We start from the raw sequence: 21,674 nt of genomic DNA, 5'->3' as shown, positions 1-21,674 counted from the left end.
GGTCGCCCCAGCGCCCGGCCCCGGCCCCGACCCAAGCCTGGAGGGAGAACCGCGATGAGCCAGGTTGCGCCCCGGGAATGGCTGCCGCACGAGCGGCCGCAGTTTCCGGGCTCGCCCTCGACCCCGCTGCACCCGACCTGGCTGCGCTGGTCGTTCGGGCTGGTCGGCGCGCTGGTCGCCATCACCGGCAGCCTGGGCAACGCCATGGTCGTCACCAACCAGCTGCAGTTGCAGGGCTCGCTCGGCGTGACCGCGGTGGAGATCGCGTGGCTGCCGGCCGCGTACGTGATGACCAACGTCTCGGCCAACCTCATCCTGATCAAGTTCCGCCAGCAGTACGGCCTGCGACTGTTCACCGAAATCAGCCTGGTGCTGTATGCGCTGGTGACGTTCGGACACCTGTTCGTGCACGGCCTGGGCTCGGCGATCGCGGTGCGCGCCGCGCACGGCATCGTCGGCGCGGCGCTGACCACGCTGGGCATCTTCTACATGATCCAGGCGCTGCCGGCGCAGCATCGGCTTCGCGCATTGGCGATCGGCATCGGCCTGAGCCAGATCGGCGCGCCGATCGCGCGGGTGATCTCGCCGGACCTGCTCGAATTCGGCGAGTGGCGCGGCCTGTATCTGTTCGAACTCGGCCTGGCATTGCTGTCGCTGGGCGCGGTGCTGCTGTTGCGACTGCCGCCCGGCGACCGCTACAAGGTCTTCGAACGGCTCGACGCGCTGTCCATCACCCTGCTGTCGGTCGGCATGGCCCTGCTCTGCGCGGTGCTGTCGCTGGGGAGGACCGTGTGGTGGCGGGAGGCGCCGTGGATCGGCTGGTGCCTGGCCGGATCCATCGTGCTGGTGGTGGCCGGCATCGCGGTGGAGCACTTCCGCGCCAACCCGCTGATCAACACGCGCTGGCTCAGCAGCGGCCTGATGCTGCGCCTGGGCATCGCGATCATCCTGCTGCGCATGGCGTTGTCGGAGCAGAGCGTCGGCGCGGTCGGCTTCCTGCAGGCGATGGGCCTGACCAACGAGCAGATGCGCGGCTTGTTCACCGTGGTGCTGCTGGGCTGCCTGATCGGCATCGCCACCAGCGCGATGACGGTCAAGCCCGTGCTGACCCGCGTGCCGGCGCTGATCGCATTGACCTGCATCATGATCGGCGCGCTGATGGATGCCTATTCCAACAACCTCACGCGGCCACCGCAGCTGATGGTCAGCCAGTTCCTGATCGGATTTGGCAGCACCTACTTCCTCGCACCGGCGCTGATCGCCGGCGTCGGCAGCGTGATCGCGCAGCCGCGCAACCTGATCAGTTTCTTCGTGATGTTCAGCATCACCCAGAACGTCGGCGCGCTGTTCGGTTCGGCGTTCCTGGGCACGTTCCAGGTGATGCGCGAGAAGTTCCACTCCAGCCAGCTGGTGCAGAACCTGACCCTGCTCGACCCGCAGGTGGCCGCGCGCATCCAGTCCGGCGCCGGCACCTACGGGCAGACCGTCACCGACCCGGCCCTGCGCAGCGCCCTGGGCGTGCGCGAGCTGGGCGTGGCGGCTTCACGCGAAGCCAATGTGCTTGCCTATAACGATGTCTACTTCGCCATCGCCGCCCTCGCGCTGATGACCATGATCTGGCTGACCATCGTCGCGACCCGGGCGCGCCTGCAGGCCCGACGCGAACGCCTTGCGGCCGCCCACGCAACCGCGGCATCGACGCCATGAGCACACCCTCGCCTCCGCCGCCTCCGTCCGCGCCCACACCCGCCACCGCGCCGCCGCAACCGGCGCCGGCCGCGCCGCCCACGTTGCCGCCGCGCCCGCGCTGGCAGATCGCGGCCTTTGCCGCGGTGGCGATCGGTGGCGCACTGGTGGTGCTCTATGCCTGGCACCTGCCACCGTTCCGCACGCCGGTGCAGAGCACCGAGAACGCCTACGTACGTGGCCTGGTCACCGTGATCAGCCCGCAGGTGAGCGGCTACGTCACGCATGTGCCGGTGCGCGATTTCCAGCACGTGCGCAAGGGCGAACTGCTGGTGCAGATCGACGACCGCCTGTACCGGCAACAGGTCGACCAGGCCAGTGCGCAGTTGCAGGCGGCGCGGGCAAATCTCGCCAACTGGACGCAGCAGTTACGCAGCGCGCAGGCCAACGTGGCGCAGACCCGCGCGACGGTCGCCAGCAACAATGCCGTGCATGTCCGCACCGCGGCGACGCTGCGGCGCACCGACAGCCTGGCCGGCCAGCAACTGCTGTCGGCGCAGGACCTCGACAACGCCTACGCCGCCAACGCCCAGGCGGTGGCCGGGCTGAGCCAGTCGCGCGCGGCGGTAGAGGCGGCCGAACAGAGCGTGCGCAGCGTCAGCGTCAACCGCGCCGCGCTGGAGGCGGCGGTGGCCGGCGCCGAAGCCGCGGTCAAGCTGGCCCAGATCAACCTGGACCACACCCGCATCGACGCGCCGCGCGACGGCCAGCTCGGCCAGGTCACGGTTCGCCAGGGCGCCTATGTCACCAACGGCACGCAGTTGATGGCGCTGGTGCCGGGCATCCTGTGGGTGGTGGCGAACTACAAGGAAACGCAGATGCAGCACATGCGCATCGGCCAGCCGGCGCGCTTCAGCGTCGATGCGCTCGGCGGGCAGCGCCTGACCGGCCGCGTGCTGGAGATTTCGCCCGCGGCAGGTTCGGAGTTCAGCGTGCTGCCGGCCGACAACGCCACCGGCAACTTCGTCAAGATCGCCCAGCGAATCCCGGTCAAGGTGTCCATCGACCGCGGCCAGGAAGCGGCCGCGCGGTTGCGGCCGGGCATGTCGGTGGTGGTCGACATCGATACGTCGGCGCAGCGTGGCAATTGAGCGCGTGACGATTGAGCGCGTGACGATTGAGCGCGCGACGATTGAGCGCGCGACGACTCAGCGCGTGAGGACCGCGCGCGTCGCCGCTGGCATCATGTCGACATGAGCGACCACCCGACGATCCACTGGCAGGCCAGGCACTTTCGCGAGCTCGACATCGACACCCTGTATGCGTTGCTGAAGCTGCGCTCGGAAGTGTTCGTGGTCGAGCAGAACTGCGTCTATCTGGATCCCGACGGCAAGGACCGCCACCCGGACACGGTCCACCTGCTCGGCCACGCCGACAACGGCGAGCTGGCGGCCTACCTGCGGATCCTGCCGGCGGGCCTGAGCTATCCGCAGGTCAGCTTCGGCCGCGTCCTGACCGCGCCGGGCCATCGCGGCCGCGGACTCGGCGAGCCGATGCTGCATGCCGCGCTGCAGCAGATCGAGGCGCGCTGGCCCGGCGCCGACATCCAGATCGGCGCGCAGGCGCACCTGCAGGCGTACTACGGCAGGCACGGCTTCGTGCCGTCGTCGGAACCCTACCTTGACGACGGCATCCCCCACGTCGACATGCTGCGCCGCGCCCACGGCTGAGCCGCGCTATCGACGCGGCATCGCGATCGCGGCAGACTGCGGCCGAACCGCACAGGTGCCCGCATGATCACCCCGCCCGACTACCGCGCGCTGCTCGCCGCCGCCGTCGCCGAGGCCCGCCAGGGCCTGGCCGAGGGCGGCATCCCGATTGGCGCGGCGCTTTACCACCGCAGTGGCAGCCTGCTCGGCTGCGGCCACAACCGCCGCATCCAGGAAGGCGATCCGTCTGTGCACGGCGAAACCGACGCCTTCCGCAAGGCCGGGCGCCAGCGCCGCTACCGCGACACCATCATGGTCACCACGCTGGCGCCGTGCTGGTACTGCAGCGGCCTGGTGCGGCAGTTCAACATCGGCACGGTGGTGGTCGGCGAATCGGTGAACTTCCGCGGCGGCATCGACTGGCTGCGCGAGAACGGCGTCGAGGTGGTCGACCTCAACGACGGCGAATGCATCGACATGCTCGGCGAGTACATCGCCGGGCACCCCGAGGTGTGGAACGAGGACATCGGCGAGGACTGACCCGGCGGCATTCGTGACTTCCGTCCGATGCCCCCGCCGCCGCCATCGCGCAGGATGCCGCCATGCCCGCCCACGAGTACGAAACCCGCCACGGCGCCGGCGACACGCTGCGCACGCATCGCCATGACGGCGCCTACGCCGCGCTGGTGCTCGATGGCAGCCATGTCGAAGCCAGCGCCGATGGCCCGGTGGAATGCACTCCGGGCACGCTGGTGCTGCATCCGCGCTGGCATGCCCACGGCAACCGCTTCGGCCGCACCGGCGCCAAGGTGATCAACCTCGAACTGGGCGGCGACTTCGCCGTCGGCGCCGGCGGGCTGGCGTTGCGCGTGCTGCGGGTAGCCGACCTGGTCGAGGCGGGCGCGGTGTTCGCCCGCGCACATCATCATCTCGATGACCTGCTGCGGGCCTGCACGCCGGCACAGGCGCCCGCGCTGCACGAGTGGCAGCCGGCATTCCTGCACGAGCTCGAGCACGGCGACCTGCCGGTGTCGGTGCTGGCGCGCCGTGCCGGGGTATCGCTCGCCCATGCTTCGCGCAGCTTCCTGCGTTCGCACGGGATGCCGCCGCAGCTGCTGCGGCGCGAGCTGCGCTGCCGCCAGGCGCTGGCCCTGCTCGGCGGCGAGGCGCCGCTGGCGGAAGTTGCCGCGGCCGCCGGCTTCAGCGACCAGAGCCATCTGAACCGAACCCTGCGGCTGGCCACCGGCACCACCCCGGGGCGGCTGCGCGGGCAGATCAAATCCGTTCAAGACCGCTCGGCCGTCCTTCGGCTGCAATAGGGGTGAAGGCGGCACTGCGACCGCCACCCCCGAATGGAAGCCCCAGATGACGCTCACTTCTTTCCTGACTTCGGCCGCGCTGACCGTGGCCCTCGCCGCGGCCCTCCCGGCCACCGCCGCCGACGCGCCGGCCAGCAGCAAGACCGCGATCGCCGCGATTGCCGAATCCACCAATGCCATCCTGCAGGGCGACAGCGCCCGTGCCCTGGTGGCGCTGGAAGCGGCGCCTGCCGCCGGGTTCCTCGGCAAGGACGCGGACTACCGCGCCTGCATGCTCGGGCAGTACCAGGCGAAGAAGCCGGTGCTGACCACGGCCGGCATCGACGATCCCTACCTGCGCGGCGTGCTCGACGACTACCAGGACTACTGGTGGCGTTCGATGGCGGCGCCGGCGCAGCGCGACGCGCAGGAAGCGGCGCTGCTGGCCAAGCTGCACAAGCGCCTGGGTGCGCGCGCGGCCAAGGCCACCAGCATGGACGAGATCGAACCGTTCCTGCAGACCCAGCTGGAGCAGCACGGATATCACGCCCAGCTCGGCCGCACTCCGCCGCTGCGCGAGCTGATGGTCTGGCGCAAGCAGGACACGCGCATGTTCGATGTCCAGTTGCCCGATGGTCCGTACAAGGTCCAGGTCGAACTGCTCGATGATTTCGCCAGCCGCGGCTGGACCGCCTACGGCCGCTGCGAACGCGGCTCGGCCGGCGGCTGGGCAACCGACAAGGCGCTGTTCGCGGTGGTGCCCAGCTACACCGAAGGCCTCGACAGCGAAGCGTTCCGGGTCGTCTTCCTCGGCCACGAAACCCAGCACTTCGCCGACCAGAACGCATTCCCGGGCCTGGCCCCGTGGGAGCTGGAATATCGCGCCAAGCTGGTCGAACTGGCACAGGGTCGCGAGGTCAGCGCCAAGCGCCTGGGCTGGATGATCACCGCGCAGAGCGACGACATGAGCTCGCCGCATACCTATGCCAACAAGCGCGTCGTCGCCGACCTGACCACGCGCCTGGGCAAGTCGCCCGATGCGGTCAGCATCGACGAGCTGCAGGTGGCGGCGCGCGACCAGCTGCTGGAAGACACCCGCCAGCGCAAGGCCAGGGCGGCCTCCACCGCGGTCGCGAAGTAACCAAGGCCATGGCATCGTGACGGCTCCCCCAGACAGGAGCCGTCCATGTCCGAGCATCGCGCTTCGATCCACTGGCTGCGCAACGACCAGCCGTTCGGCAATGAAGGCTATCTGCGCGACCACGAATGGGCATTCGACGGTGGCCAGCGCATCACCGGCTCGGCCGCACCGGAATACCTTGGCAGCCCGCAAGGCGTGGATCCGGAAGAAGCCCTGGTCGCGGCGCTGTCGTCATGCCACATGCTGACGCTGCTGGCGATCGCGGTGAAGAAGGGCTGGGTGGTCGACGACTACCAGGATGAGGCCGTCGGCACGCTGGAGAAGAACGGCGAAGGCCGGCTGGCGGTGACGCGCGTCGTGCTGCGGCCGCGGATCGTGTTTGCGGCCGGCAAGGGGCCGGATGCGGAGGCGCTGACGAAATTGCACGAGTCGGCGCATCGCAATTGTTTCATCGCCAATTCGGTGAAGACCGAGGTGACGGTGGAGGCGCGCTGAGTCCCCTCTCCCGCGCAGCGGGAGAGGGGCTCATGTCACAGGATGTACCGGCTCAGATCCGGATCCTTCACCAGCTCGCCCAGGTGCGAGTCCACGTAAGCGCGGTCGATCGTGATCGCCTGCCCGCCACGGTCCGGCGCCTCGTAGCTCAACGTATCGAGCAACCGCTCCAGCACCGTATGCAGGCGCCGCGCGCCGATGTTCTCCTGGCGCTCGTTCACCAGTGCCGCGATCTCGGCCAGGCGATCCACCGCATCGGCGCCGAACTGCACCGCCACGCCCTCGGTCTTGAGCAGCTCCACGTACTGCGTGACCAGCGCCGCCTTGGGTTCGGTCAGGATGCGGACGAAGTCGTCTTTGCTCAGCGCGGTCAGTTCGACGCGGATCGGGAAACGGCCCTGCAGCTCCGGAATCAGATCGCTCGGCTTGGCCAGGTGGAACGCGCCGGAAGCAATGAACAGGATGTGGTCGGTCTTGACCGGGCCGTACTTGGTGCTCACGGTCGACCCTTCGACCAGCGGCAACAGGTCGCGCTGCACGCCTTCGCGGCTGACATCGCCGCCGGTCATGCCGGATTCTCCCCGCTTGGCCACCTTGTCGATCTCGTCGATGAAGACGATGCCATGCTGTTCGCAGGCTTCGATCGCGGCCTCGCGCACATCGTCCTCGTTGACGAGCTTGCCGGCCTCGTCCTCGGTCAGCTGTGCACGGGCGGTGCGGATCGCCATGGTCTTCTTGTGGGTCTTGGCACCGGCGACCTGCGAGAACATCTGCCGCAGCTGCTGACCCATTTCCTCCATGCCCGGCGGTGCCATGATGTCGACACCGACGTTGACCGCGGTTTCGATCTCGATCTCGCGGTCGTCGAGGGCGCCCGCACGCAGCTGCTTGCGCAGCTTGGCGCGGGTCTCGTTGTCCTGCGACGACGGCTCGTCCCTGGCCGCTTCGGCGGCGTTGAATCCGAATGCGGAACTGGCGGCACCGGCGCGCCGCGGCAGCAGCGCGTCGAGGATGCGCTCCTCGGCGCGTTCCTCGGCCTGGGTGCGCACCTTCTGCTTGGCCTGCTCGCGGTAGAGCTTGACCGCCGTGTCGGCGAGGTCGCGGACGATCTGCTCGACGTCCTTGCCGACGTAGCCGACTTCGGTGAAGCGCGTTGCCTCGACTTTCACGAACGGCGCGTTGGCGAGCGTGGCCAGTCGCCGCGCGATCTCGGTCTTGCCGACGCCGGTGGGGCCGATCATCAGGATGTTCTTCGGCATGACTTCGTTGCGCAGCTCGTCGTCGAGCTGCATGCGCCGCCAGCGGTTGCGCAGGGCAATGGCGACCGCGCGCTTGGCCGCGTGCTGGCCGACGATGTGGCGGTCGAGCTCCTGCACGATCTCGCGCGGAGTCATGGTGGCGTGGCTGGTATCGGGCTTGATGGGCATGGGTTTACAGCTCTTCGACGACAACGTTGCGATTGGTATAGATGCACACGTCGCCGGCGATGTTGATCGCCTCGGTGGCAATCGTGCGGGCGTCGAGCTGGGTGTGGGCGATCAGCGCGCGCGCGGCCGACAAGGCGTACATGCCGCCCGAGCCAATGGCAATGATGCCGTCCTCCGGCTCGATCACGTCGCCGGTGCCGCTGATGATCAGCGAGGTGTCGCGATCGGCCACGGCGAGCAGCGCTTCGAGCTTGCCCAGGCGGCGCTCGGTGCGCCAGTCCTTGGCCAGCTCGACCGCGGCGCGTGCGAGCTGGCCGTGCTTCTCGAGCTTGGCTTCGAACAGTTCGAACAGGGTGAAGGCGTCGGCGGCGGCGCCGGCGAAACCGGCCAGCACCTGGCTATCGCGGCCGAGGCGGCGGACCTTGCGGGCATTGGCCTTCATCACGGTGTGGCCGAGGGTGACCTGGCCGTCGCCGGCGACGGCGACGCGGCCATCGCGACGCACCGAGACGATGGTGGTGGCGTGGAAGACGTTGGGATTCTGGCTCGGGTCCATGGGGACCTCCGGGGGGGACCGGAACGAGATGGGGTCGGGCGGTGCGGCTTTTCAAGGACAGGCCGCCGCAGGCGCCGAGGGAGAGGGGAATGCCTTAAGGCTTCCGCTTCGCCCGCGGGTGCGCTGCGTCGTAGACCTTCGCCAGGTGCTGGTAATCCAGGTGCGTATAGATCTGCGTGGTGGCGATGTCGGCGTGGCCGAGCAGCTCCTGCACGCCACGCAGGTCGCCGGACGATTCCAGGATGTGGCTGGCAAACGAATGCCGCAGCAGATGCGGATGCACGCGCTTGAACAGCCCCTGCCGCTGCGCCAGCTGACGCAGGCGCAGCTGCACCGCGCGCGGGGTGATCGGGCCGCCGCCGCGTCCGGGAAACACCGGCGCACCGTTCGCGGCGCCGGTGGATGCCCGCCACTCCTGCAGCGCCGCGCGCGCATGCCGGCCCACCGGCACGCTGCGCTGCTTGCTTCCCTTGCCCAGCACATTCACCAGCGCATCGGCCAGGTCGATGTCGCGCCAGCGCAGGCCGCACAGTTCCGACAGGCGCAGACCGGAGGAATAGAACAGTTCGAGCAACGCGCGATCGCGCAGGCCCAGCGGCGCGTCGGTAGGCACTTCCACCAGCGCCTTGGCCTCGTCGGGGTCGAGCACCTGCGGCAGCTTGCGCGGTGCTTTCGGTGAACGGATCGCCGCGGCGGGACTCGCGCTCAGGCGGCCCTGGCGGACCAGCCAGGCGAAGAAACTTCGGCAGGCCGACAGCCGTCGTTGCAGGCTCTTTGGCGACAGGCCGCGGCGATGTTCGGAAGCGACGAATGCGCGCACCTGCTCGGCATGCAGCGCGGTAACGTCGGTCGATTGCGATTGCGCCCATTGCGCCAGCGCCAGCAGGTCACGCCGGTAGGCATCGAGCGTGTGCGCGGACATGCGTCGCTCGACCTGGAGGTGGGCGAGGTATTGCTCGACGGTGGGGTCGGGCGCCGCAGGCTGCACGTTGGGCTTTGTCGTGCTCATGCGCAGGAGCACCCCTCCCCGGCCCTCCCCTTCGCTGCGCGAAAGGGAAGGAGCAACGCGGGGCGCATTGCTTTCATCGTCAGTCGAAGCGCTTCAGCGCCGTCACCAGCGACTCGCCCATCATCCGCAGGAACAGCGTGCCCATGCCGGGGAAGAAGCGATTCGCATCGCGGCTGCCGACGGCGACCATGCCCACGCCCGGCAGCGGCAGCAACGCGGTCGACTGCACTTCCTCGGCACGCATGCCGTAGAGCAATGCATGCTTCTCCGGCTGCAGGCGGCCGCACAGCGGCTCGCCGTCGCCGAGGCAATCGCGGAACGGTTGCAGGCGCGCGTCGTCCTGCGCGACGACCTGCAGCCAATCGACGTCGCCGACGCCGTCAACCGGTTTGAACATCACCAGCCGCACCAGGTCGCCGTTGAAGTCTTCGGCCAGGCTCGCCGCCATCGCCCGCAGCGTGTCGGCTGCGCTGCCCTGGCGCATCAGCGCCAGCGTGAGCTGGTGCGTGCGCACCGACAGGCGCTCGTTCTCCTGGGCGTTGCCGAACAGCTCCTGCAGGCGCCGCGACAGTTCGCGGTTCTTGTCGCGCAACACTTCCAGCTGGTAGCTCGCCAGCGACGCCGCCGAACCTTCCTCGCGCGGCACCACCAGGGTCACCGCCAGGTCGGGGAACTGCTGCAGGAAACGCGGATGCCGGCGCAGCCAGGCTGCCACTTCGTGCGCGCCCAACTTTTCCTGTGTCTCGTTCATTGGTTCCACTCCCCTTCGAACACGAATGCGGTCGGCCCGGACATCGTCAGCGGCACGTCGTCGGCCGGCCAGGAAATCTGCAGCTCGCCACCCGGCAGGGCCACGGTGACGTCACGATCGACACGGCCACGGCGCATCAGCACTGCCGCCGCGGCGCAGGCGCCACTGCCGCAGGCCAGGGTTTCGCCGACGCCGCGCTCGTACACGCGCAGGCGGATGCGCTTGCGCGACTCGACCTGGGCGAAGCCGACGTTGACTGATTCCGGAAACGCGGCATGCGACTGCAATACCGGCGCAACGGTTTCGACCGGTGCGGCCTGGACATTCTCGACCTCGATCACCGCGTGCGGGTTGCCCATCGACACCGCGCCGAAGGTGAACACCGAATCGTTCTGCTCGACGACGTACTCGTCCTGCGCACCGGCAAAGCCGTGCAGCGGGATGCTCGCCGGGGCGAAGCGCGGCGTGCCCATGACGATCCGGTAGCGGCCTTCGCCGAGCTGCGTCACCGCGTGCGTGCCGACCGGACTGTCGAGCAGGAAGTCGGCAGGCAGCGCCTTGCCGCGTGCCTGCGCGTCGCGCACCAGCCAGGCGGCAATGCAGCGCGCGCCGTTGCCGCACTGCTGCGAGGACGAGCCGTCGGCGTTCCAGATGCGGTAACGGGCGACGGCATCGCTGCCGTGCGCATCCTCGACGGTGAGGATCTGGTCGCAACCGACGCCGAAGTGGCGATCGGCCAGTGACCTGCACAGGTCCGCATCGGGTGCCGGCGAAGTGCCGCGCAGGTCGTCTTGCCGAAGATCCAGCACGACGAAGTCGTTGCCGGCGCCCTGCATCTTGCTGAACCGCACCGGCTTGCGCGGGTGCACTGGCTCAGCCATTGCCATTGCCGGCCGGCGCGGGAACGGGGGTCGGTACGGCGGTGTCCTTCTTCTTGCCGTCGATGTCCTCGGCGTCCGTGGCCGGGACCTGGTTGGCCGGCGCTTCGGTGGCCGGTGCGGGCGCGTCGACCGGCTGCCGCGGCGGCAGGGTCGACGGGTCGACCGGGATCGACTTGGGCGGCAGGATCAGCGGGCCCTTGTTGCCACAGCTGGCCAGGGCCAGCGGCAGCGCGACCAGGGACAGCGCGATGAGGATCAGTCGTGCGGCAGGACGTGCGTTCATGGCCGCAGTGTAGCCCGCGGCGATGAACGATTCGACGTGGCCGGGCCGGGCTGTCATCGCGGGGGCGGCGGAGGCTCCGGCCGCGCCCACAGCCAGAGTGCGACGACCGTCATGATGGCCGTCCCGGTCGCCGCCATCCACCAGCGCGGTGCGGTCAGGAACATGATCACCGCACAGGCCGACATCATCGTCACCGCCAGCCATTTGGCGCGGCGGCTGACCGCGCCGTGCGCCTGCCAGTCGCGGATCATCGGCCCGAACTGCGGGTGCGCCAGCAGCTTGTCGTGCAGCCGCTGCGAACCGCGCGCGGCGGCGAACGCAGACAGCAGCACGAACGGCACGGTCGGCAGGCCGGGTACGACTATGCCGATCACGCCCAGGCCCAGGCTGGCATAAGCCAGCAGCCACCAGGCCCAGCGCCAGCGGCTGGGGGGCGTGGAAGGGTTGGGGGAAGGTCTGGACATGGGGATTTCTGTCCGTCATTCCCGCGCCGGCGGGAATCCATGGACGCGATGGGCGCCCGGAAGAGCAACGTCCATGGATCCCCGCCTGCGCGGGGATGACGGTGACGGTTATTGCTGGGTGGTGCCCGCCAGGCCGAGCTGGTCGAGCATGAACGCGTACATCTCCGACAGCTCGCGGTAGCGGCGGAAGCGGCCCGACTTGCCACCGTGGCCGGCGTCCATGTTGGTGCGGAACACGATCGGCTGCTTGCCGGCGTCGAGGTCGCGCAGGCGCGCGATGTACTTCGCCGGCTCCCAGTACTGCACCTGCGAGTCCCACAGGCCGGTGCCGACGAACATCGCCGGATAGGCCTGGGCCGTGAGGTTGTCGTACGGCGAGTACGACAGCATGTAGTCGTAGTACTCCTTCTTTTCCGGGTTGCCCCACTCGTCGTATTCGTTGGTGGTCAGCGGGATGGTCGGGTCGAGCATGGTGGTGACCACGTCGACGAATGGCACCTGCGACAGGATCACGCGGTAGCGGTCCGGGGCCATGTTGCCGATCGCGCCCATCAGCAGGCCGCCGGCGCTGCCGCCGTAGGCGGCGACGCGGTCCTTGGCTGCATAGCCCTGCTTGACCAGGTCGTCGGTGACGTCGATGAAGTCGGTGAAGGTGTTCTTCTTGTGGAACAGCTTGCCGTCGTCGTACCACTTGCGGCCCATTTCCTGGCCGCCGCGGATGTGCGCGATCGCATAGACCATGCCGCGGTCGAGCAGGCTCACCACCGGGCCGTTGAAGCGCGGGTCGGTCGAGCTGCCGTAGCTGCCATAGGCGTACTGCAGCATCGCCGCCTTGCCGTTCTTCTCGAAGCCCTTCCTGTAGACCAGCGACACCGGCACCTTGACACCGTCGCGAGCGGTCGCCCAGACGCGCTCGGTGACGTATTTCTCCGGGTCGTAGCCGAGCACCGGATCGCGCTTGAGCAGCTTGCGCTCGCCGGTTTCGACGTTCACCTCGTACGTGGTGCCCGGGGTGGTCAGCGAGGTGTAGCTGTAGCGCAGCCACGGCGTGTCGTGCTCGGAGTTGACCGACAGGCCCATCGCGTAGGCCGGCTCGTCGGCTTTCACGAACTCTTCCTTGCCGTCCTTCTTGAGCAGGCGCAGGCGCTCGAGGCCGTCGGAGCGCTCGGCCACGGCGGTGAAGCCGTCGAACAGCTCGAAGCCCTCGACGAAGACATCGTCGCGATGCGGCACCCAGTCCTTCCACTGCTTGCGCGAGGTCGCATCGCTGGGCGCGGTGACCAGCTTGAAGTTGGCGGCGGGCTTGCCATCCGCACCCGGGGCATTGGTACGGATCACCCAGCGGCCATCGAGATGGTCGGCCTGGTACTCGACGTCGCGTTCGCGCGGCGCCAGCACGACGAACTTGTCGGGCTTGGCGGCCGGTGCGCAGCGCATCTCGCTCGACACCGTGCTCTCGACGCCGATGCAGATGTACTTGTCGTCTCGCGAGCGGTCGATGCCCATGTAGAAGCTGTCGTCCTTCTCCTCGTACACCAGCACGTCCTTCGATGCCGGCGTGCCGAGCACGTGCTTCTTCACGCGCACGGTGAGCAGGGTTTCCGGATCGTTCTCGACGTAGAACAGGGTGCGGTTGTCGTCGGCCCAGACGATGTTGGGCGACACGCCGGGGATCTCGTCGGCATAGGCCTCGCCGGTGGCGAGGTTCTTGAAGCGGACCGTGTACTGGCGGCGGCCGACGGCGTCATCGGCCCAGGCCAGGATCTGGTTGTCCTGGCTGACTTCCCAGTCGCCGACGCTGAAGTAGTCCTTGTCCTTGGCCATCGCGTTGACGTCGAGCAGCACCTGCTCGGGCGCGTCCATGCTGCCGCTGCGGCGGGCATGGATCGGATAGTCCTGGCCGGTTTCGAAGCGGCTGTAGTAGTAGAAACCGCGCTCGTGGTACGGAACCGAGCTGTCGTCCTGCTTGATGCGGCTGACGATTTCCTCGTACAGCTTGTTCTCCAGCGGCTTGAGCGGCGCCATCAGGGTGTCGGCGTAGGCGTTCTCGGCATTGAGGTACGCCAGCATCTCCGGATTCTTGCGCTTGTCGTCGCGCAACCAGTAGTACTCGTCGTCGCGCTGCGCGCCGAACGGCGCCTTGACCACGTGCGGCTTCCTGATGGCGTCTGGCGGTGTGGCGGCGGTCGCGGCGATGGTGGGGGTGGCGAGGGTCATGGTCAGGACGGCCGAAAGCAGGAGGGAGGTCGGGTTCATAGATTGGGTCCGTTTACGCTCGGGACAACGGGGGGCGTCACTTGCTCAACTCATTCCACAGAAAGGTGAACGCCAGCGCGCTCATGTGCGCGGCCTGGGCATTGTTGGCCGAACCGCCGTGGCCGCCTTCTATGTTCTCGTAGTAACGCACGTCCTTGCCCGCGTCGAGCATCTTCGCCGCCATCTTGCGGGCATGGCCCGGATGGACGCGGTCGTCGCGGGTGGAGGTCATGAAGATCACCGGCGGGTACTCGCGCCCGGCATCGAACAGGTGATACGGCGAGAAGCTGCGGATGTAATCCCAGTCGGCGCTGTCGGGATCACCGTATTCGGCCATCCACGACGCACCGGCCAGCAGGTGGCTGTAGCGCTTCATGTCGAGCAGCGGCACCTGCACCACGACGGCGCCGAACAGGTCCGGGCATTGAGTCAGCATGTTGCCGGTGAGCAGGCCGCCGTTGCTGCCGCCCTGAATGCCCAGGTGCTGCTTCGAGGTGATCCTGCGCGCGACCAGGTCCTGCGCGACCGCGGCGAAGTCCTCGTAGGCCTTGTGGCGCTTGGCCTTGAGCGCGGCCTGGTGCCAGCGCGGCCCGTACTCGCCGCCGCCGCGGATGTTGGCGACGGCATACACGCCGCGCTTCTCCAGCCAGCCCTTGCCGACGCTGCCCGAATAGGCCGGGGTCAACGAGATCTCGAAGCCGCCATAGCCGTACAGCAGGGTCGGCGCCTTGCTGTCGAGCTCCAGATCCTTCGGCCGCACCAGGAAGTACGGCACCCGGGTGCCGTCCTTCGACGTGACGAAGTGCTGTTCGATCAGGTCGCCGGAGCCGTCGAAGAACACCGGCATGGTCTTGAGCACCTGCGGACGCTCGCCCACCTGCGCCAGCGACAGCGTGGTCGGGGTCAGGTAGTCGGTGGCGGTCAGCCACACGGCATCGCTCTCGTCTTCATCGACCGCGGAAACGGCGAGCGTGCCGAAGGCCGGCGCCCCGAAGAACTCGCCGTGCTTCCAGGCGCCATCGTCGCCGGGGGTGAGCACGCTGAGGCGGTTCTTGACGTCGTCGAGGACGTTGAGCACCAGGTGATGTCGGGTCCAGTTGAAGCCGGCCAGCGAGGTGCTTTCCCCCGGCGCGAACAGCACGGTGAAATCGCGCTTGCCGGCCATGAAATCGTCGAAACGCGTGGCGATCAGGCTGCCCGCGGCGTAGGTCTGGCCGCCCGTGCTGTAAGGGTCGCGCAGTTCCAGCAGCAGCCAGTCGCGATGGACCGACTTGCTGGCCGAATTCGGCGCCTCCACCATGCGCAGCTTGCCGTCGGCATCGCGCAGAAAGAGTTCGTCGTTGTAGAAGGCCAGCGTGCGGCTGACGAAGTCGCGGGCGAAACCCGGGGTGTGGTCGTGCGTGGCGGCGATGTAGAGGTCGCTCACCTGGCCTTCGTGGACCAGGCGCGCCTGCTCCAGCGGCGTGCCGCGCTTCCATTCCTTGACGATGCGCGGGTAGCCGGAGCTGGTCATCGAGCCCGCGCCGAAATCGCTGAACACATACACGGTGTCGCGATCGATCCACTGCAGGCCTCCCTTGGCCTCGGGGCGGAAGAAGCCGCCTTCGACCCACGTCTTCGTCGCCAGGTCGAACTCGCGGGTGACATTGGCGTCGGCGCCGCCGCGCGAGAGCGCGATCAGGCAGCGCTCGGGCGTTTCCCCCTGGCGCTGGGGCTTGAGGCAATCGGCGCCGTGCCAGACCCAGTTCTCACCCTCTGCCTTGTTGAGCGCATCGAGGTCGATGATGGTTTCCCACGCCGGCTTGTCCTTGCGGTACTCCTCCAGCGTGGTGCGGCGCCACAGGCCGCGCTCGTGCTGCTGGTCCTTCCAGAAGTTGTAGTAGTACTCGCCGATCTTCTCCACGCCCGGGATCCTGGCGTCCGAATCGAGGATGGCGCGGATGGCGGCTTCGAGCTGCCTGAAATGCGGCGTGGTCGTCAGCTCGGCTTCGGCCTGGGCGTTGTGCTGCCTGACCCAGGTCAGCGCTCGCTCGCCCTGGACATCCTCGAGCCAGGCGTAGGGGTCTTCGGACACGTTGGGGGATTCCTTGGGGGCGGCGCCAACGGCCGCCAATCAAGGGCCAAACGCTAGCACAGCGGGCACGCCCGATCAGGCCGCCTGCGAATGCTTCCTGCGCGGGCTGGCCGAACGCCGGCGCCGGGCTTGCTCGCCGCTGCGACGGCGCACTCGCGACTGCGACCCGGCGGCCTCTCCGTGCGCCGAGCGGCGCAGGCGTTGCAGCGCCCACCAGGCGCTCAGCGGCATCGCCAGCAGCCACAGCGGCAACCAGCCAAGGGTATCGCTGAAACCACGCGCGGCAGGCAGCAGCACGACGATGGCGGCGCCGATGGCGACGGCATGGCGCAGCAGGTCTTCGAGGCCGGGTTCGGCTGTCTCGGCGTCCTGGCGGGGCAGGTCTTTGGGCAGGTTCATCGCGCTGGCTCCTGGGTGGATGGAGCGAGCGTGCTGGCGGGGGGTCTCACGGGCTGCGACGGTCCACGGTCATTCCCGCGAAGGCGGGAGTGACGGACCCTCAGCGGTCGTAGTTCGACAGCGCCAGCTGCAGCAGGGCGCGTGCCTGTTCGCGCAGCACCGGTGGTTCTACGATCTCGGCGTCGCTGCCGTAATGCATCACGTCCATCAGCAGTTCGCGGCCGGCGCTGTAGGGCACCTTCAGCTCGTAGCGGCCGTCGGGCAGGAAGCGGCCCTGCTGCTGCGAGTGCCAATGCTCATCGGCGACCCAGCGCGCGGCCTTGGGGCTGAAGAGGATCGTCGCCCAGCCCTTGGGCGTGCCCGAGAAAATGCCGTAGCTGGACGCCAGGTGGCTGTCGAGCTGTTCGTCCGCCACGTCCTGGGCCGCCTGCTCACCCAGCTTTGCCGCGCTGATGCGGTCCACGGCAAAGCTGCGCAGCGCTTCGCGGTTGTGGTCCCAGGCATCCAGGTACCAGTTCTCGCGGTAGTGGGTCAGGCGCTGCGGCGAGACCAGGCGCCGGGTCTGCTCGTCGGTGGAACGGGCACGGTATTCGAAACTCAGTTGCTTGCGGTCGAGCACCGCCGTGGCGACGATCCGGAACGAGGTTTCGTCGAGCCTGCGCGTGCGGTGCGGGATCACGCGCACGCGCTCGACCGGCACCCGGCGGCCGCCGGCGTGTTCGTCGAGCAGTTTCTCGATGCGGTGCTGGAGCGGCGCCAGCGCATTCGACAGCACGCCACCACCGCTGCGCACGAGCAGCTGCTGCGCGGCGAGCAGCGAATGCAGTTCCTCCGAACTGAGCCACAGGCCGGGCAGCTCGAAGCGCTCGCCTTCGCTGTGGTCGTAGCGGAAGCCGGCCTCGCCGTTGCCGACCACCGGCGCCATCAGGTAGTCGCGCAGGTAGGCCAGGTCGCGGTAGACCGTGGCACGCGAACACTCCAGGTCTTCCTGCAGACGCTGCACCGTGACCGGGTAGCGTGAGGCGCTGAGAATGCGATGCAGGGAGTGGATGCGTTCGATGCGTTCCATTGGCGTGGCATCAGGGAATCAGGGCCAAGGATCGCACTGCCGGCGCACTTGCCGCCACCTCGACGCATCGCAACCGGGTCCGCCGTCAAGGCAGGTAGCGGCTGCCTGGCGGGCCTTCGACGGCGTGCGGGCGCCATTTTCCGGTAACCGTCGCTTAACTGCCCTGCGACCATACGGCTGCCGGGCGACGGGTGCGGCAGCGCAGCAACGGCGTGAGCGGCGTCGTTGCGTTCGCTTGCCCGCGCCGTCGCAGGCACAATGCCCGGATGCGCGCGCCCGTAGAGCCAGCCATCGATCTGTCACCCGCGACCGCCGACGAGGTCAAGACCACGACGTGCTACATGTGCGCGTGCCGCTGCGGCATCAAGGTGTGGCTGCGCGACGGCCAGATCCGCTACATCCAGGGCAATCCCGAGCATCCGGTCAACCGCGGCGTGCTGTGCGCCAAGGGTTCGGCCGGGATCATGCAGCACTACTCGCCGGCGCGGCTGGACAAACCCTTGCTGCGCGTGGGCGAGCGCGGCAGTGGCGAGTTCCGCGAGATCGAATGGGACGAGGCGCTGGAGATCGCCACCTCGTGGCTGGCGCCGATCCGCGCGCGCAATCCCGACGAACTGGCGTTCTTCACCGGCCGCGACCAGTCGCAGGCGCTGACCGGCTGGTGGGCGCAGCAGTTCGGCACGGTCAACTACGCCGCCCACGGCGGCTTCTGCTCGGTCAACATGGCCGCTGGCGGACTGTATTCGCTGGGTGGCAGCTTCTGGGAGTTCGGCGAGCCGGACTGGGAGCACACCCGCTACCTGATGATGTGGGGCGTGGCCGAAGACCACGACTCCAACCCGATCAAGCTCGGCCTTGGCCAGTTGAAGGGGCGCGGCGCCAAGATCGTCGCGGTCAATCCGGTGCGCTCGGGCTACGGCGCGATCGCCGACGAATGGATCGGCATCCGTCCCGGTACCGATGGGCTGTTCGCGTTCGCGCTCGCGCATGAGTTGCTGAAGGCCGATCGCATCGACCTGGAATACCTGGTGCGCTACACCAATGCGCACTGGCTGGTGCTGCGCAATCCCGGCGGCGCCGACGATGGCCTGTTCGCGCGCGATGGCGAGGACAACGCGCTGTGCTGGAATCGCCAGGGCGCGCAGGCTAACGCCAACGACATCGGCATTTCGCCGGCGGTGGTTGGCGAGTACACCCTGGCCGACGGCCGCCGCGTCGTCCCCGTCTTCCACCTGGTCGCCGAACGCTACCTCGACCTGCAGTACTCGCCCGATGCGGTCAGCGAGCGCTGCGGCATCCCTGCGGAAACCATTCGCCGCATCGCCCGCGAACTGGCGCAGGCGGCGTTCGACCACGCCATCGAACTGCCGATCGCCTGGACCGATGCCTGGGGCCGCAAGCACGCCACCATGCGCGGCCGCCCGGTGGCGATGCACGCGATGCGAGGCATCAGCGCGCACAGCAACGGCTTCCACACCTGCCGCGCCCTGCACCTGCTGCAATTGCTGCTCGGCGCAGTGGATACACCCGGTTCGTTCCGCTACCAGCCGCCGTTCCCGAAGCCGATTCCGCCGCCGAACCGGCCCGGCAAGCGCCGCCAGGACAACGGCGTGCTCGACGCCGCGCCGCTGGGTTTCGTGCATTCGCCCGAGGATCTGGTGGTCGACAGCAACGGCCAGCCGCGCCGCATCGATCACGCGTTCTCGTGGGCCTACCCGCTGTCCGCGCACGGGATGATGCACACCGTCATCCGCAACGCCTGGGCCGGCGATCCGTACAGGATCGACACGCTGATGATGTTCATGGCCAACATGAGCTGGAATTCGGCGATGAACACCGCCCAGACCATGCAGTGGCTCACCGACAAGGACGACTCGGGCGAGTACCGCATCCCGCGCATCATCTACGCCGATGCCTATGCCTCGGAAATGGTCGCCTATGCCGACCTGGTCCTGCCCGACACCACGTACCTGGAACGCTTCGACGCGATCAGCCTGCTCGACCGGCCGATTTCCGATGCCGACGGCGCCGCCGATGCGATCCGCCATCCGGTTCTCGACGCCGCCGAGCAGAGCCCGGGCCGTGACGTGCGCGGGTTCCAGTCGGTGCTGATCGATCTGGGCGCGCGGCTCGGCCTGCCTGGCCTGATCAACGAGGACGGCTCGGCCCGGTATCACGACTACGCCGACTACATCACCCGCCACGAGCGCGCGCCGGGCGTGGGCCTGCTTGCCGGCTGGCGCGGCGCTGACGGCGAACTGGAAGCCAAGGGCCAGCCCAATCCGGAGCAGTTGCAGCGCTACATCGACAACGGCGGTTTCTGGCGCAGCGAGATCCCCGAGGATGCGCGCTACTTCAAGATGGCCAACCGCGGCTACCTCGACTGGGCGCAGCGGATGGGCTTTCTCGGTCACGCGGAGCCCATCGTCCTGCAGCTGTACTCGGAGACGCTGCAGAAGTTCCGCCTGGCAGCTCAAGGGCATGGCAGTGCGCAGCCGCCTGACGAACACCGCGAGCGGGTGGCCACGTATTTCGATCCGCTGCCGATCTGGTATGAGCCGTTTGAAGGGGCGCAGGTGGCCGCTGCCGAAGCCAACGCGTTTCCGCTCAGCGCCGTCACGCAACGACCGATGTTCATGTATCACGCGTGGGGTTCGCAGAATGCCTGGCTGCGCCAGATCGCCACGCGCAACTGGATGTACATGCATCCGGACACCGGCGCGCGGCATGGCATCGCCGACGAGGACTGGATCGACGTGACCTCGCACAACGGCACGATCACGGTGCAGGCCAAGTTCGCCGCCAACGTGCAGCCCGATACGGTCTGGACCTGGAACGCGATCGGCAAGCGCCGCGGTGCCTGGCGCCTGGGCAAGGATGCGCCGGAGGGCCGCCAGGGCTTCCTGCTCAATCACCTCATTTCCGACATCACGCCGCGCGGCGACTACGCCAACGCCGACCCGGTGACCGGACAGGCCGCCTGGTTCGATCTGCGCGTGCGCATCGCTCCGGCGGCAGTGGCGGACACTTCGGCCAGCGCGCCGCAGTTCCCGCCGCTCGATCTTGGCCAGGCCGACGACAAACCGCTGCGCTACGGCGCGCAATTCCGCAGGAATCCGTCCCGATGAAAGCATTGCGTCTGGTTGCCGGCTGGAGCTGCATCCTGCTCAGCTTCGTGCTGGTGGTGCTGTTGGGCTTTGGCGTGTTCGAACTGCCGTACGTCACTCCGACCGGATCGACCTCGATGGTGCCCACCCTCATTGGCCTTCTGCCCAGCACCAGCTTCTCGCTGGCGCTGTTTGTACTCGGCGTGTGGCTGCTGTTGAAGGATGGCCCGCGATGACCGGGTTGCCGCCGCCATCGAAGAAGAAGATGGGGCTGGTGATCGACCTCGACACCTGCGTCGGCTGCCATGCCTGCGCGGTGAGCTGCAAGGAATGGAACACCGGCGGCTTCTCTGCACCGCTGACCGATGAACAGCCCTACGGCAAGGATCCGAGCGGCATCTGGTTCAACCGCGTGCATAGCTACGAAGTGGCGGAAACGGCGCCAGGTTCGTGCGGCAGTGCGGCGCCGCTGCCGGCGATGACCCTGCACTTCCCGCGCTCGTGCCTGCATTGCGAGCAACCGGCCTGCGTCACCGTCTGCCCGACCGGCGCCAGTTTCAAGCGCGCCGAAGATGGCATCGTCCTGGTCGACGAGGACAAGTGCATCGGCTGCAAGCTGTGCTCCTGGGCCTGCCCCTACGGCGCGCGCGAGTACAGCCCGGTCGAAGGCGTGATGAAGAAATGCACGCTGTGCATCGACCGCATCTATAACGAGAACCTGGCCGAGGCCGAGCGCCAGCCCGCCTGCGTGCAGGCCTGCCCGACCCGCGCACGCCACTTCGGCGACCTTGGCGATCCGGATTCGAACGTGTCGAAGCTGGTGGCCGAACGTGGCGGCCTGGATCTGTTGCCGCAGCTGGGCTACCAGCCGGTCAACAAGTACCTGCCGCCGCGGCCGCGCCGCGCCGGCGAGACGCAGCCGGCGGTGCCGGCGCCGGCCGAACCTGTCGAAGCTACCGAATCGGTTGACACCGCCGCGTTGTCGCCGCTGCTGCGCTGGGTCGACCGCGTGCTGTCGCGATGACGGCGTGCGGCGCGCTGGAAATGAATGGGCCGAAAGAGAACTGAA

Annotated in this window: 21 protein-coding genes; 10 read left to right on the top strand and 11 right to left on the bottom strand. The window is 68.3% G+C overall.

The features are described 5' to 3' along the window. Window positions 1-54 precede the first annotated feature (54 nt). The 7 genes from AC1DER_RS11330 (at window position 55) to AC1DER_RS11300 (ending at window position 6,329) form a co-directional block, all read left to right on the top strand. Window positions 55-1,707 (top strand): MFS transporter, encoded by a 1,653-nt coding sequence (locus AC1DER_RS11330; protein WP_441815286.1) that lies wholly within the window; start codon window positions 55-57, stop codon window positions 1,705-1,707. Next, window positions 1,704-2,837: an HlyD family secretion protein gene (locus tag AC1DER_RS11325; protein ID WP_441815287.1), complete on the top strand. Its 1,134-nt coding sequence runs from the start codon at window positions 1,704-1,706 to the stop codon at window positions 2,835-2,837. The genes AC1DER_RS11330 and AC1DER_RS11325 overlap by 4 nt, the downstream gene beginning before the upstream one ends. 102 nt (window positions 2,838-2,939) lie before the next feature. Continuing rightward, a complete protein-coding gene (locus AC1DER_RS11320) occupies window positions 2,940-3,416 on the top strand; it encodes a GNAT family N-acetyltransferase (protein WP_477247936.1) in 477 nt (158 codons plus the stop codon). Window positions 3,417-3,479: 63 nt separating this feature from the next. Then, window positions 3,480-3,935 carry a nucleoside deaminase gene (locus AC1DER_RS11315; RefSeq protein ID WP_477247938.1) on the top strand — a complete coding sequence of 152 codons (456 nt, stop codon included), beginning with the start codon at window positions 3,480-3,482 and terminating at the stop codon, window positions 3,933-3,935. 62 nt (window positions 3,936-3,997) lie between these two features. After that, window positions 3,998-4,714: a helix-turn-helix domain-containing protein gene (locus AC1DER_RS11310; RefSeq protein ID WP_477247940.1), complete on the top strand. Its 717-nt coding sequence runs from the start codon at window positions 3,998-4,000 to the stop codon at window positions 4,712-4,714. A gap of 46 nt (window positions 4,715-4,760) precedes the next feature. Further along, window positions 4,761-5,834, top strand: a complete 1,074-nt coding sequence (locus AC1DER_RS11305; RefSeq protein WP_477247942.1) for a hypothetical protein — start codon at window positions 4,761-4,763, stop codon at window positions 5,832-5,834. Between the two features lie 45 nt (window positions 5,835-5,879). After that, a complete protein-coding gene (locus tag AC1DER_RS11300; protein WP_477247944.1) occupies window positions 5,880-6,329 on the top strand; it encodes an OsmC family protein in 450 nt (149 codons plus the stop codon). Window positions 6,330-6,364: 35 nt separating this feature from the next. Here AC1DER_RS11300 and hslU read toward each other — a convergent pair whose 3' ends face one another. The 11 genes from hslU to AC1DER_RS11245 form a co-directional block, all read right to left on the bottom strand. Then, a complete protein-coding gene (gene hslU, locus AC1DER_RS11295; protein ID WP_477247946.1) occupies window positions 6,365-7,756 on the bottom strand; it encodes an ATP-dependent protease ATPase subunit HslU in 1,392 nt (463 codons plus the stop codon). A gap of 4 nt (window positions 7,757-7,760) precedes the next feature. Next, on the bottom strand, window positions 7,761-8,312 hold the full coding sequence (gene hslV, locus AC1DER_RS11290) for an ATP-dependent protease subunit HslV (RefSeq protein WP_441815294.1): 552 nt from the start codon (window positions 8,310-8,312) through the stop codon (window positions 7,761-7,763). Between the two features lie 94 nt (window positions 8,313-8,406). After that, the gene (gene xerC, locus AC1DER_RS11285; protein WP_477247948.1) at window positions 8,407-9,321 is read right to left on the bottom strand and encodes a tyrosine recombinase XerC; all 915 of its coding nucleotides are present in this window, start codon (window positions 9,319-9,321) and stop codon (window positions 8,407-8,409) included. Window positions 9,322-9,400: 79 nt separating this feature from the next. After that, window positions 9,401-10,072 (bottom strand): DUF484 family protein, encoded by a 672-nt coding sequence (locus AC1DER_RS11280; RefSeq protein ID WP_441815296.1) that lies wholly within the window; start codon window positions 10,070-10,072, stop codon window positions 9,401-9,403. Beyond that, window positions 10,069-10,953: a diaminopimelate epimerase gene (dapF, locus tag AC1DER_RS11275; RefSeq protein ID WP_441815297.1), complete on the bottom strand. Its 885-nt coding sequence runs from the start codon at window positions 10,951-10,953 to the stop codon at window positions 10,069-10,071. The genes AC1DER_RS11280 and dapF overlap by 4 nt, the downstream gene beginning before the upstream one ends. Further along, complete coding sequence (gene lptM, locus AC1DER_RS11270) at window positions 10,946-11,236, bottom strand: LPS translocon maturation chaperone LptM (RefSeq protein ID WP_441815298.1); 291 nt, start codon at window positions 11,234-11,236, stop codon at window positions 10,946-10,948. The genes dapF and lptM overlap by 8 nt, the downstream gene beginning before the upstream one ends. 53 nt (window positions 11,237-11,289) lie before the next feature. Then, the gene (locus AC1DER_RS11265) at window positions 11,290-11,700 is read right to left on the bottom strand and encodes a YbaN family protein (RefSeq protein ID WP_477247951.1); all 411 of its coding nucleotides are present in this window, start codon (window positions 11,698-11,700) and stop codon (window positions 11,290-11,292) included. 108 nt (window positions 11,701-11,808) lie between these two features. Next, the gene (locus AC1DER_RS11260) at window positions 11,809-13,956 is read right to left on the bottom strand and encodes a S9 family peptidase (RefSeq protein WP_477247953.1); all 2,148 of its coding nucleotides are present in this window, start codon (window positions 13,954-13,956) and stop codon (window positions 11,809-11,811) included. Window positions 13,957-13,993: 37 nt separating this feature from the next. Further along, a complete protein-coding gene (locus tag AC1DER_RS11255; RefSeq protein ID WP_477247955.1) occupies window positions 13,994-16,069 on the bottom strand; it encodes a prolyl oligopeptidase family serine peptidase in 2,076 nt (691 codons plus the stop codon). A 36-nt stretch (window positions 16,070-16,105) separates the two neighbouring features. Next, window positions 16,106-16,429 carry a hypothetical protein gene (locus tag AC1DER_RS11250; RefSeq protein WP_477247957.1) on the bottom strand — a complete coding sequence of 108 codons (324 nt, stop codon included), beginning with the start codon at window positions 16,427-16,429 and terminating at the stop codon, window positions 16,106-16,108. A 100-nt stretch (window positions 16,430-16,529) separates the two neighbouring features. Then, window positions 16,530-17,498 carry a helix-turn-helix transcriptional regulator gene (locus AC1DER_RS11245; protein WP_441815303.1) on the bottom strand — a complete coding sequence of 323 codons (969 nt, stop codon included), beginning with the start codon at window positions 17,496-17,498 and terminating at the stop codon, window positions 16,530-16,532. Window positions 17,499-17,764: 266 nt separating this feature from the next. On the opposite strand from AC1DER_RS11245, the gene AC1DER_RS11240 reads away from it, so the two are divergent. Genes AC1DER_RS11240 through AC1DER_RS11230 form a run of 3 tightly spaced genes read left to right on the top strand, consistent with a single transcriptional unit; the run spans window position 17,765 to window position 21,629 of the window. Further along, window positions 17,765-20,626 carry a molybdopterin oxidoreductase family protein gene (locus AC1DER_RS11240; protein WP_477357968.1) on the top strand — a complete coding sequence of 954 codons (2,862 nt, stop codon included), beginning with the start codon at window positions 17,765-17,767 and terminating at the stop codon, window positions 20,624-20,626. Beyond that, window positions 20,623-20,841: a hypothetical protein gene (locus AC1DER_RS11235; RefSeq protein ID WP_441815305.1), complete on the top strand. Its 219-nt coding sequence runs from the start codon at window positions 20,623-20,625 to the stop codon at window positions 20,839-20,841. The genes AC1DER_RS11240 and AC1DER_RS11235 overlap by 4 nt, the downstream gene beginning before the upstream one ends. Beyond that, a complete protein-coding gene (locus AC1DER_RS11230; RefSeq protein WP_441815306.1) occupies window positions 20,838-21,629 on the top strand; it encodes a 4Fe-4S dicluster domain-containing protein in 792 nt (263 codons plus the stop codon). The genes AC1DER_RS11235 and AC1DER_RS11230 overlap by 4 nt, the downstream gene beginning before the upstream one ends. Window positions 21,630-21,674 lie beyond the last annotated feature (45 nt).

The sequence above is a fragment of the Lysobacter sp. 05T417 genome (genome assembly GCF_056396405.1).
The sequence above is the reverse complement of the archived record's forward strand: the minus strand, read 5'-3'. Positions and strand labels throughout refer to the sequence as shown.